An 11,765-nucleotide genomic window follows, 5' to 3' on the forward strand; every position below is an offset into this window, starting at 1 on the left:
GATGGCGGCACAGTCACCCCTATAGGCCTGCTCACCTTGCCGCCCCGCTACGGCTCTATCACCCGGGTCAGATAGGGGTTGGGCTTCTGGATCTCCTCCTCCACCCAGTGCAGCAACTGCTTGATGGCCCGCGACAACACCTGATTCTGGCGCACCACGTAGCCCAGACTGGTACCGGGAAAGTCGCCGAGGCTGGTGACCGGCGCGGTGAGGTTGAGGCGCGGATGCAGGGAGAAATCCGGCACGATGGCGACACCAAAGCCCGCCTCGGCCCAGTCCAGCTGGGCGTCCACGCTGCCCACCTCCATGATGCGGCAGGGGGGCAAGGCCAGCAGCGGCAGGGACGGGTCGATCAGCGCCCGGGTGCGGGTGTCGTGACCGAGCAGGATCAGGGTCGGCTCGTCGAGGGGGTCGCTCTCTCCCGCCACCGCCCGCGCCTGCCAGCGGGCAAGGCCGTGCCCCAGCGCGCACCAGGTCACCTGTTGCAGCTCGGTATAGAAGAGCGGCTCGCTGCGCTTTTGCGCCATGACAAAACCCAGATCCGCCTTGCCCGCCTTGACCAGCTCGGCAGCCTGATCCGAAGTGGTGTTGAACAGGGTGAGGTCGATGCCGGGAAACTCCCGCTTGAAGCGCTGGAACGGCTGGATTAGCAGCAGGCGGGAGATAATGTCGCTGGCGGCGATGGCCAGCGTCCCCTGACTGAGCTGGTTGAGGGCATTGAGATCGGACTGGCAGAGCTGCAACTCGGCAATGGTGCGCTCGGCGCTTTGCAGTAGCCGCTCTCCCGCCTGAGTCAGGCGAAACGGGCTGCGCTCGATCAGCCGCACCCGGGTCGCCTGCTCCAGCCGCTTGATATGCAGGCTGACATTGGGCTGGGTCATGTGCAGCTCGGTGGCGGTCTGGCCAAAATGTTGCAATCTGGCCAGGGTGACAAAGGTTTGCAGCCAGTGAATATCCAGCATAAGAGTCCCTCAACCCGCGATGTGCGGGGCTTGCCAGGCAAAATCGGACGGTTTGCCGTTTAATTGGCCATAATTATATGGTTCTCTTATCGGAATTATAAAGATAATTAATTTTTCTAATCCGCATCAGGCTCCTAGGATGGACGCCTAACGTCTTAGGAGAAAGAGTCATGTCGTCTATCGTAGTCGTAGGTGCTAACTGGGGTGATGAAGGCAAAGGCCGCATCGTGGATTATCTGGCAGGTCAAGCTGGCGCCAGCATTCGCTTCCAGGGCGGCAACAACGCTGGCCACACCGTGGTCAACGACCTTGGCACCTTCAAGCTGCACCAGGTTCCGAGTGGCGTATTCAACCCGGATTGCCTGGTTGTCCTCGGCCCGGGCATGGTGATCAGCCCCGAGAAACTGACCGTCGAGCTCGAGGAAGTCAAAGCCTCCGGCGTGACTCCGAAGCTGGCCATCTCTGACCGCGCGACCCTGTGCCTGCCGCTGCATGCACTGGAAGATACCCTGGAAGAGCAACGTCTGGGTGACGGCGCCTATGGCTCCACCCGTCAGGGCATCGCTCCTGCCTACGGCGATCGCGTCATGAAGAAAGCGATCCTGGTCGGCTGGCTGAAACAGCCGGACGTACTGGTCGAGCGCATCCAGTTCATGCTGGACTGGAAACTGCCGCAGATGAAGGCTATCTACCCCTCCTTCGAATTCACCCAGACTGCCCAGGAGATGGCTGACTGGCTGCTGGAAGTCTCTGCACCGTGGATCGACGCCGTGTGCAACGTCAGCATGCCGCTCAAAGCGCTGCAGGCCGAAGGCAAGACCCTGCTGTTCGAAGCCCAGCTGGGCGCTGGCCGTGACCTGATCTACGGCGAATACCCCTGGGTGACCTCCTCCCACGTATCTGGCGCCTACGCCGGTATCGGTGGCGGTCTGCCTGGTCTGCGTCCGGAGCGCGTCATCGCTGTAGCCAAGGCATTCAGCTCCTCTGTCGGTACCGGCACCCTGCTGACCGCCATGGAGAACCAGGACGAGTTCCGCAAGATCACCAACGAGTTCGGCGCCACCACTGGCCGTCCCCGTGATGTCGGTTACTTCGATGCCGTCGCCACAAAGAACGGTGTCGAGCTGCAAGCCGCCACCGAAGTGGCACTGACCAAGCTGGACTGCCTGACCGGTCTGCCGGATCTGAAGATCTGCGTGGCTTACGAAGGTGCCCACACCGAAAACCCGATTTGGCCGCAAACCGCTGCCCTGAAGCCGGTTTACGAGCAGATGGAAAGCTGGAGCGAAGACATCACCGGTTGCCGCACTTTCGAAGAGCTGCCGCGCGCTGCCCAGCAGTACGTGCTGCGTATCGAAGAGCTGCTCGGCGTACCGGTTCCGATGGTTTCCGTCGGCCCGGGCCGTGACGAGATGATCCTGCGCTAAGCCGCACTTCTCATCGTCAAACAAAAAACCGGCATCCCTGATGCCGGTTTTTTTATGGCTGCCGTTTACCTTCTTGCCATAAAAATACCAAAAGGCTCAATTAACTCACCAATCGACCTCACTTTGAGTCGTTCTGCAACAAAATCCTGTCCCACCCTCGCTAAAGTGAACCCGTTACCACACGAGGAGTCACCCGATGAAATTGCTCAAACAGAGTGCCCTGTTGCCACTGCTCTGCCTGACGGCCATGCCAGCCTTTGCCATGACCCTGAAGAGCACGGACATTCACGAAGGCCAGTTGATGGACAAACAGTTCAGCTTCAACGGCTTTGGCTGCAGCGGCGACAACCACTCGCCCCAACTTAGCTGGCAGGATCTGCCGGCAGGCACCAAGAGTGTTGCCATCACCGCCTATGACCCCGATGCCCCTACCGGCAGCGGTTGGTGGCACTGGCTGGTGGTTAACCTGCCTGCCACCCAGAGCGAGCTGGCCAGCAATGCCTCCGGCAAGCTCAAGCAGGGATTGGAGATCCGCACCGACTTTGGCAGCCAGGGTTACGGCGGCCCCTGCCCGCCCGCAGGTCACGGCATGCACCGCTATCAGTTCACCGCCTGGGCCCTGCCCCATGATCTCGAGGTGAAGGCTGATACCCCGCCCGCTATGGTAGGCTACATGCTCAACAGCATGGCGCTCGGCAAGGCCACCCTGACCGCCACCTTCGTCACCCCCTAGGAGCCAACCGGATGAGCACTCCCCTGCTGCAACAGAGCCACTATCTCGGGATCCGCCAGCAGCCCCTGCACCGGGTGCTCATCTACGCCCCGACCCTCATCTGGGTCACCCAGGGGAGCAAGCAACTATGGTGGCGCGAGCGACGTCTGTCGTTTGACAGGGAGCGGTGGCTGCTGATCCCTGCAGGCCACCAGCTCACCTTCGTCAATCAGCCGGAGCAGGGCAAGTTTCGCTCCCACGCCATCACACTGCTCACTCCGCCGCCACCAGAATGGCTGGCCGAGTCAGCCCCTTCCCACGCCGATCTGGAGGAACCCGCCGTCAAGGTCACCCCCGGGCTCGCCTTCTGCTTTGAGCTCATCAGCACCATGGCCGAACGGGGACTGAGCGAAGCGACCCAGGCCGAACTGCTGCGCGGCTTCTATGCCGAGCTGCGGGCCGCCAACGCCCTCGGGTTGCTCTTTCCCGCCAGCACCATGACCCTCGCAGAGCGGCTGGCCCGCTACCTGGCGGTGGAACCCGGCATCAACCACACCCTGGAGGCAGTGGCCCCCCACTTCTCCATGAGCCGCGCCTCCATGGTGCGCAAGCTGGCCGCCGAAGGTCGCAGCTTTCGCCAGTTGCTGGCTCAGGTGCGCATGAGCCACGCCCTCAACCTGTTGCAACAGGGCTTGACCCCTCTGGAGGTCGCCCTCGCCTGCGGTTATGACTCCCCCAGCCGCTTTGCCGCCCGCTTCAAACAGGAGTTCGGCCTGACGCCCCACCAATACCTGCACACCTGCCCTGCCAGATTGGCGAGCAACGAAAAGTAAAATATTACTTAAAGACCATTCTATGTAACCTGATGTAACCCGGTGATCCCGCTCACATTGCCGCCTCTTCAGAGTGTGATCTCGCGCCAACGCTCCCTTTCCCCTTGCCATACAATGGCTACCGAACACCTTTTCACTAAAAATAAGCGTAAAAAATCTTCCTTTTAACCTACATAAACGGAATTGGAGCGAGAAATGTTTCGTAAAACTTTACTTTCGGTAGCCCTCGGCACCACCCTGTTCGGACTGACTGCCTGCAACGATAACCAGACAGAGAGCAGCACAGTCGCCAAACCGGAGCAGGCCATCCAGTACAAGGACGTTATCGACCGTCGGGGAACACCGACCCAATTCCGCGACTTTGACAGCTACTCCAACCTCAAATACAACCCGCTGCTCGATCTGGGGGCATGGCACGGTTTCCTGCTGCCTGCCAGCGACAAGGAGTGGGGGGGCTTTACCGGCCCCATGGTCATCTCCGAGGAGTACAGCCTCTTCTTTGCCAGCGAGCTGGACAAGCTCACCCTGAGCGATGCGAGCGGCCGCCCGTTCCCGCTCACCAGCGCCCGCAAGCAGGAGGTGTACGCCATTCCCGGTGCACTGGTGCAACGCTTCGAGTTCGAGCCCTTCACGCTGGAGCTGGAGCTGCGTTATGGCGATGCCCGCACCGCTCTTATCCGCACCCGACTCATCAATCAGACCGATACACCGCTCACCCTCAACCTCAACTGGCAGGGCGAGTTGCTCAATCAATGGGATGCCAAGGATACGATTGCCAGCAAATATCCAGGCTGGACTCGCACCATCAGCGAGAGCGACAAAGGAATCGAATTCCAGTTCGGCAAACTGCGCAGCACCTGGAACATCATGCAGAGCGGCAGCGCCCGCTATCGCATCGACCGCACCCTGCCAAGTCGCACCACCCTCGACCAGAAGACACTGGGATACCAAAGTGACGCCAGCATTACCCTGGCCGCCAAGGGGAGCGAGGATATCTTCACCCTGCAGAGCTATCTCCACTCCGCAGATGACGCCAGCCGCCATCAGCAGAGCCGTCAGGCCCTGCTGGCCGACCCGGCCAGCTATTTTGCCGACTCCATCCGCCGCTGGGAGGGCTACCTTGCCAACGGTCTCTCCAATCAGGGGATCCCCGAGTCGGAGCGCCGCATCGCCGTCAAGGCGATGGAGACCCTCAATGGCAACTGGCGCTCCCCGGCTGGCGCCATCCTCCACGACGGGGTAACCCCCTCCAATACCGCCCGCTGGTTCGACGGGGTCTGGGCCTGGGACAGCTGGAAGCACGCCTATGCCATGGCACACTTCAACCCGGAGGTAGCCAAGAACAACGTGCGCGCCATGTATGACTATCAGGTACAGCCGGATGATCCGGTGCGACCGCAGGATGCGGGCATGGTGATCGATGCCGTCTTCTACAACAAGCTGGCGGATCGCGGTGGCGATGGCGGCAACTGGAACGAGCGCGACACCAAGCCGCCCCTCTCCGCCTGGGCTATCTGGGAAATCTACAGCGCCACCAAGGACAAGGCCTTTATCGCCGAGATGTATCCCAAGCTGCAGGCCTACCACGACTGGTGGTACCGCGCGCGGGACAACAACCGCAACGGCATCATCGAATATGGCGCCACCAAGCATGTGGAGCACAACGACGAGTACGGCAATATCACCTTCAAGGTGCAGTACTCCAACGGTATTCCCGCCGGGCTGGATCTCTCCAGCTGTACCAGTGAGGGGGATGGCTGGTATGCCTGCGCCGGAATGCCGCTCTATCAACAGGTGTTGAACGTGGGCGGTTACAGCGACATGGATATCGGTGCCCAGCACGGCGCCGGTTGGGAGTCCGGCATGGACAACGCCGCCCGCTTCGGCTTTATCGAACCGGGCCAGCTGCAACGCTATGCCGACAAGACCTATGGCGGAGATTTGGCCAAGGCACGTCAGGACTGGAACGTCGCCTTCTTTGAAAACCATCAGGACAATGGCGATTTGATCGGCTTCTCCATCGATCAGGAGTCGGTGGAGCTCAACGCCTTCCTAGCCAAGGAGAAACGCATTCTGGCAGACATGGCCGACCTGCTTGGCAAGCCGGACGACGCGAGCCGCTACCGCGATGGCGCGACCCAGCTGGCTGGTTACATCAACAGCTGCATGTTCGATGAGGCATCAGGCTTCTATTACGATCGTCAGATTGCTCAGGGGGATGTTGCTGACGGCAACGGCTGCGTCGGCAAATTACTGACCGCCCGCGGCCGTGGCCCGGAAGGGTGGAGCCCGCTCTGGGCAGAAGTCGCCGACAAGGAGAAAGCGGCACGGGTGCGCGAGGTGATGCTCAACGCCCAGGAGTTCAACACAAAGATTCCGCTGGGCACAGCCGCGCTGACCAACCCTGCCTACGACCCCAATATTTACTGGCGCGGCCGGGTATGGCTCGATCAGTTCTACTTCGGGGTGAGGGGGCTGGAGAACTACGGCTACCGCAGCGATGCCGAGGCTCTGGTCAACAAGCTATTCAACAACGCAGAGGGCTTGGCGGGCAGCGGCCCCATCCGCGAAAACTACAATCCGGAGACCGGCGCCATGCAGGGGGCCAGCAACTTCAGCTGGAGCTCGGCCCACCTCTATATGCTCTATCGCAACTTCCTGAAACCACAGGCGTAAGCTTGCTCCACCATGCAAAAGGCCTCCAGATGGAGGCCTTTCTGTTTTCACTCAAGCTGCACTCACACAATACCCGCCACGCTGCGGGTACGGGCTCGTCTTAGCCGTTCGTGAGCGGCAAAGAGAGGCGTTTGGCCAGTGCCTGGAAGTGCTGGCTCACCTCAGCCCCGAACAGGGGGTCGCCAATGGCGCGGTTCTGCCAGTTTTGCTCCAGATGACGCCAGTCATCCTCGGTCAGGGAGTCACGCAGATGGGGGAAGATCACCCCCTCTTCATAGTTCATGTGTGCCTCTTGCAGCTCCACGAAGCGCTCCAGCTTGGTGGTGAACTGATCGAGGGGGATCACCGCATCCATCAGGATCATCTCCACCATCTCCTTGAGATCGGCCCCGGCCTCCAGCAGCTTGACGTGCTCCTCCTGCAGGCGGTTGGCAACCTCCCCCTCCACCACCCGATATTTCAGGTAGTAGTCATAGATGAGGTCTTCCTTGGGATGGTGGTACTTGTCAGAGACCTCCCGCAGGTAGTCGATGACATCGCGCACCAGAAAATAGCTGATGGGCTCTTCGGCACGGATGGCTGCCAGCTTGTGCTTGAGCAGCTCTAAAAGTCGGGCGATGTTGAGATGATCCTTGTGCAGACTGGATAACATGGGCACTCCTTGGCTCTGAATTAATCTTATGTCCCTGAGTATACGGTCATTTGTCGCCCGAACTTTGCACTCAATCAAGTGGGATGCAGACAGATTTCCACTCTATCGGACTCTTGCCCTGTTGTTCCAGCAAGCGATTGGTCTCGCTAAAGTGACCGCAACCGATGAAACCGCGGTGGGCAGAGAGTGGGCTCGGGTGCGGCGCGGTCAGCACATAGTGGCGCTGGCGGTCGATGAAACGTCCCTTCTTCTGGGCGTGGGCACCCCACAGCAGGAACACCACACCCTGACAACTGGCATTGATCTGCTCGATGACCCGATCGGTAAAGGTCTCCCATCCCAGATGGGCGTGGGAATGGGCCTGACCGGCCTGCACCGTCAGCACAGTGTTGAGCAGCAAGACACCTTGTTTGGCCCAAGATTCGAGAAAGCCGTGATTGGGTGTGACGAAACCTGGCAGGTCACGCTGCATCTCTTTATAGATGTTGACCAGTGAGGGAGGCGTACGCACGCTGGGCAGAACAGAGAAGCAGAGCCCGTGCGCCTGATTGGGGCCGTGGTAGGGATCCTGCCCCAGGATCACCACCTTGACCTGATCCAGCTCGGTCAGCTTGAAGGCATTGAACACATCGGTAGCTGGCGGGTAGATCACCTTGCCCGCTTCCCGCTCGGCTCTGACAGTTGCCAGCGTACTCTTGAAATAGTCCTGCTCTTTCTCAGAGCCAATCACATCACTCCAGGTCAGCACCCCGGCCTCCTCACTTGATACGGCGAAGGGCTCAGGATAGGGGGCCAGCCCGCAAGACGCAACCGTGGCTCACGCTTTCCAGAGCCTGGCTAGGCGCCCTGAGCGCTCCAGCTTGCGCAGGCCGGTATTGAACAGCAGCATCAGACGGCGCGCCTCTGGATCGGCCTTGCGCATCAGCAGGTATCCCGGTTGCGACCAGATGGGGTCGGCGGCACCGGTCAGTGACAGCGATTGGGGATGACGAAAGAGCGCCTGCTGGAACAGAGTCTGTGCCACCTGCTCATCCATCACCAGATAGTGGATCCGCCCGTCGAGCAGCTTGCCCATGCTCTCCTCATCGGAATCTGACCACTCGAGGGTGAGACCTGCTTGGCGGGCGGCAAAACCATCGCCATAGAAATAGCCACGGGTCACCCCGACCGGTTCGTGTTTCAGCTCACCCAGATTGACCGCGGGCGTACCGGTCAGCGTCATCAGGCGAGTGGTGAAATGGCCGAGCGAGGCGGAGAGATAGAAAAGCTGCTCCCGCTCGCGGGAGCGAAACCAGGGCATGGTGACCACATAGCGCCCCTCCAGAGTCAGTCGGTAAGCCTCGGCCCAGGAATAGAAGTGAAAGCTGACATCGAGCCCCTCTTCGGCAAAGGCCTGGCGCACCACCTCACAGAGAAAGCCCTGATTGGGCAACGACTCACTGATATAGGGCGGCCACTCGCCCACAGCAATACGCACCGTCTCGGCCCGCACCGCAACACTACTTGCCCAGCAACAGCACAGGGCGAGCCATACCCACTTTCGCCACCCATTATTCACCCGGCACTCTCCTCGTTTTTTTGCTGAGTGTAGCCACCCCCTCAATTAACCTCAGAAAAAAGCCGAAAAGATGTAGTTAAATTACTAGATTGGCGAGATAAAAGATGCATAATTTGGATATCTTACAAAATCAGAAAAATGACCTATTTTTGATTCAACTCAAGAATTTAATCCCATTGAAATGGCGCTTTATCGGATTTTCTTGATCCAGATCAATTTTGGTAATATTACCACCATGGTATATATGACCCCATCAAAGAAAAGGTGTAAGGCAAGGGCCCTTTAAGTCATCGCCATCGACGGTAGCTTAAATACATCAGGGTAATTTCCTTACAGTTGGATTCGCGTTCCCATTGAGGAGTCATACCATGATCAAAGGCATTCAAATCACCCAGGCCGCCAACACCGCTCTGCTGAACTCTTTCTGGCTGCTGGACGAAGAGAAGCAACAAGCTCGCTGCATCTGCGTCAAAGGCGATGCTTTCGCTGCCGATCAAGAAGTGCAACTGGCTGACCTGGGTCAGTTCGAATACCGCGAACTGCCGGTTCAGGCTGAGCCTGCTGTTGAAGGTGGCCAGCACCTGAACGTCAACGTACTGCGTCGCGAAACGCTGGAAGATGCTATCGAAAACCCGGAGAAGTACCCGCAGCTGACCATCCGTGTATCTGGCTACGCAGTGCGTTTCAACGCCCTGACCCCGGAACAGCAGCGTGACGTGGTTACCCGTACTTTCACCCAGAGCCTGTAATCAGCGCCCTGCAGTGAGGAGCTGATACTTGCGGTATCAGCACAAAAAAACGGCCTATCGGCCGTTTTTTTATTGCCCCCGCACCAGCCAACGCGGCCGTGCGGGGGAAACAGCGCTTACGCCCTGTCCGCTTCCAGTTGCCCGACCTTGCCGCCGAGCACTGCATCCATTTTCTTCTCGTCCAGCTGCTTGCAGTATTTGGCGACCACCACGGTGGCAACCCCGTTACCGATCAGGTTGGTCAACGCCCGCGCTTCGGACATAAAACGGTCGATCCCCAGGATCAGCGCCAAACCAGCCAGTGGCAGATGGCCAACCGCCGAAATGGTCGCTGCCAGCACGATAAAGCCACTACCAGTCACCCCCGCCGCCCCTTTCGAGGAGATCAGCAGTACCACCAGCAGGGTGATCTGCTGGAACAGGTCGAGCGGCGTATTGGTGGCCTGGGCGATAAAAATCGCCGCCATGGTCAGATAGATGGAGGTGCCATCCAAGTTAAAAGAGTATCCGGTCGGAATGACCAGCCCCACCACCGATTTCTGGCAACCCAGCTTCTCCATCTTGTCCAGCATCCGCGGCAGTACCGACTCGGAAGAGGAGGTCCCCAGCACGATCAGCAACTCCTCACGAATGTAGGAGATGAAACGCAGGATGCTAAAACCTGAGGCTTTAGCGATGCTGCCCAGCACAATGAAGATAAAGAAGAGGCAGGTGAGATAGAAGCAGGCAATAAGCTGGCCCAGCTGTACCAGTGAACCTACTCCATATTTGCCGATGGTAAATGCCATTGCCCCGAATGCACCGACCGGCGCCAGTCTCATTATCATATTGATAATGCCAAATATGACTTTGGAGAAACTGTCGATGACGCCGAAAATAACCTGTCCCTTTTCACCGATATGATGCAGGGAGAAGCCGAACAGCACCGCAAACAGTAACACCTGCAAGATATTACCGCTGGCAAAGGCACCGATCACACTGCCCGGAATAATATCCAGCAAAAAGGCGATAATGCCCTGGGACTTGGCCTGCTCCGCATAGGCGGAGATAGCGCTGGCATCCAGCGCAGCCGGATCGACGTTCATACCGGCACCCGGTTGCAGCAGGTTGACCGCGAATTCAACTTCGAAGTGCGACACTCGCCTATGCCGCCTGACGGTACTCTTCGAATACCTTGACAGGCTGCCTGAATCCGAGACATTTCCGAGGTCGTAGGTTGAGCCACTGCTCCGCTCTCCTGACATCCTCGTCCGTGACCTCTCTCAGGTCTGTTCCCTTTGGGATAAACTGCCTCAACAGCCCATTGCTGTTCTCGTTCAGACCGCGCTCCCACGAAGAGTAAGGGTGCGCAAAGTAAGTCTCGGCACCCAGCGCTTCCTCTATCGCCTTGTGTTCGGCAAACTCGCCGCCGTTGTCAAAGGTGATGGTATGCACCTGCTCGATGTAGGGAGTTAACATCTCGATTATCGCATCCCGCACCACCCCAGCCTGTTTGCTCGCGACCCGCTTGACCAGATAGAGCCGGCTCTTGCGCTCCACCAGGGTGACCAGTGCACCTGTGCCTTGCTTGCCCAGCACCGTGTCCGCCTCCCAATCACCGAGCCGCTCCCGGCTATCGACGATAGCCGGCCGTTCATCAATAGAGCGGGCTTCCTTGATGGGAGAACGCAGGCTGCTCGCCCCCTTGCGGTAGCGCTTGTGGCCCTGGCGCAGATGGCGGTACAACTGGCCACCCCGGGCTTTGTCGGCGGCCACATGGCGGTATATCCACTCGTGACTCACCATGAGGCCTATCTGCTTGCCCACCGCGCTTATCTGCTCCGGGCTCCACCACCAGGCGAGTGTCAGCTCGACAAACTGGATGACATCGGCAGATAGCCGAGATTTGGCCGCACTGGCCCGTCGGTGGGTGGCGTGCTGATGCGCATTGTCTGGCTGGTAGCCCTGCGGCCCGGCGTTACGACGCAGCTCCCGGTAGAGGGTGGAGCGATGAACGCCAATGGCGCGTGCGGTGGCAAGGATGGACATCCCCTGTGCGCGAAGCACCGATAACTGGTATCGTTGCCCCTCGGTCAACTGCTGATAGCTCATGGTGATACTGCTTTTACTTTGGCGAGCAGAAGGGTACCACCAATCAGCAGTTGGCCACCTCTCGCCATTCATCCATGAGTGTCGCACTTATTATCTGAATTCCCG

The 11,765-nt window shown here is 59.1% G+C and carries 10 protein-coding genes and 1 pseudogene; 5 read left to right on the plus strand and 6 right to left on the minus strand.

The window, feature by feature from the left end; genetic code table 11:
* Window positions 1-47: 47 nt before the first annotated feature.
* Window positions 48-962, minus strand: coding sequence for a LysR family transcriptional regulator (locus AB5Y67_RS03775; RefSeq protein WP_042658174.1), 915 nt, complete (start codon window positions 960-962; stop codon window positions 48-50).
* A gap of 170 nt (window positions 963-1,132) precedes the next feature.
* Between AB5Y67_RS03775 and AB5Y67_RS03780 the strand changes: the two genes are divergently transcribed.
* The 4 genes from AB5Y67_RS03780 (at window position 1,133) to ygjK (ending at window position 6,610) form a co-directional block, all read left to right on the plus strand.
* Window positions 1,133-2,389 (plus strand): adenylosuccinate synthetase, encoded by a 1,257-nt coding sequence (locus AB5Y67_RS03780; protein WP_005347796.1) that lies wholly within the window; start codon window positions 1,133-1,135, stop codon window positions 2,387-2,389.
* A gap of 196 nt (window positions 2,390-2,585) precedes the next feature.
* Window positions 2,586-3,122 (plus strand): YbhB/YbcL family Raf kinase inhibitor-like protein, encoded by a 537-nt coding sequence (locus tag AB5Y67_RS03785; protein ID WP_005353872.1) that lies wholly within the window; start codon window positions 2,586-2,588, stop codon window positions 3,120-3,122.
* Window positions 3,123-3,133: 11 nt separating this feature from the next.
* On the plus strand, window positions 3,134-3,934 hold the full coding sequence (locus AB5Y67_RS03790) for an AraC family transcriptional regulator (protein ID WP_110302562.1): 801 nt from the start codon (window positions 3,134-3,136) through the stop codon (window positions 3,932-3,934).
* Window positions 3,935-4,129: 195 nt separating this feature from the next.
* On the plus strand, window positions 4,130-6,610 hold the full coding sequence (gene ygjK, locus AB5Y67_RS03795) for an alpha-glucosidase (RefSeq protein ID WP_110302563.1): 2,481 nt from the start codon (window positions 4,130-4,132) through the stop codon (window positions 6,608-6,610).
* Window positions 6,611-6,710: 100 nt separating this feature from the next.
* Here the strand turns inward: ygjK and AB5Y67_RS03800 are convergent, their stop codons facing one another.
* The 3 genes from AB5Y67_RS03800 to AB5Y67_RS03810 all read right to left on the minus strand — a co-directional run bounded on the left by AB5Y67_RS03800 (window position 6,711) and on the right by AB5Y67_RS03810 (window position 8,820).
* Window positions 6,711-7,262: a hemerythrin domain-containing protein gene (locus AB5Y67_RS03800; RefSeq protein ID WP_005362195.1), complete on the minus strand. Its 552-nt coding sequence runs from the start codon at window positions 7,260-7,262 to the stop codon at window positions 6,711-6,713.
* 70 nt (window positions 7,263-7,332) lie between these two features.
* Window positions 7,333-8,010, minus strand: a complete 678-nt coding sequence (gene ung / locus AB5Y67_RS03805; RefSeq protein WP_110302564.1) for a uracil-DNA glycosylase — start codon at window positions 8,008-8,010, stop codon at window positions 7,333-7,335.
* Between the two features lie 69 nt (window positions 8,011-8,079).
* The gene (locus AB5Y67_RS03810) at window positions 8,080-8,820 is read right to left on the minus strand and encodes an ABC transporter substrate-binding protein (protein ID WP_110302565.1); all 741 of its coding nucleotides are present in this window, start codon (window positions 8,818-8,820) and stop codon (window positions 8,080-8,082) included.
* A 368-nt stretch (window positions 8,821-9,188) separates the two neighbouring features.
* On the opposite strand from AB5Y67_RS03810, the gene grcA reads away from it, so the two are divergent.
* Window positions 9,189-9,569 (plus strand): autonomous glycyl radical cofactor GrcA, encoded by a 381-nt coding sequence (gene grcA, locus AB5Y67_RS03815; RefSeq protein ID WP_005334936.1) that lies wholly within the window; start codon window positions 9,189-9,191, stop codon window positions 9,567-9,569.
* A 116-nt stretch (window positions 9,570-9,685) separates the two neighbouring features.
* On the opposite strand, the pseudogene dctA reads toward grcA, so the two are convergent.
* Both dctA and AB5Y67_RS03825 read right to left on the minus strand, forming a co-directional pair.
* Window positions 9,686-10,681 (minus strand): annotated as a pseudogene (dctA, locus tag AB5Y67_RS03820) (C4-dicarboxylate transporter DctA); the annotation flags it as partial.
* A gap of 31 nt (window positions 10,682-10,712) precedes the next feature.
* Entirely contained in the window at window positions 10,713-11,660 is a 948-nt protein-coding gene (locus AB5Y67_RS03825) for an IS30-like element ISAs2 family transposase (protein ID WP_019706001.1), read from the minus strand.
* Window positions 11,661-11,765 lie beyond the last annotated feature (105 nt).

The organism is Aeromonas sp. s12 (assembly GCF_040907925.1).
In the GTDB taxonomy this organism is placed as follows: Bacteria; Pseudomonadota; Gammaproteobacteria; order Enterobacterales; family Aeromonadaceae; genus Aeromonas; species Aeromonas veronii.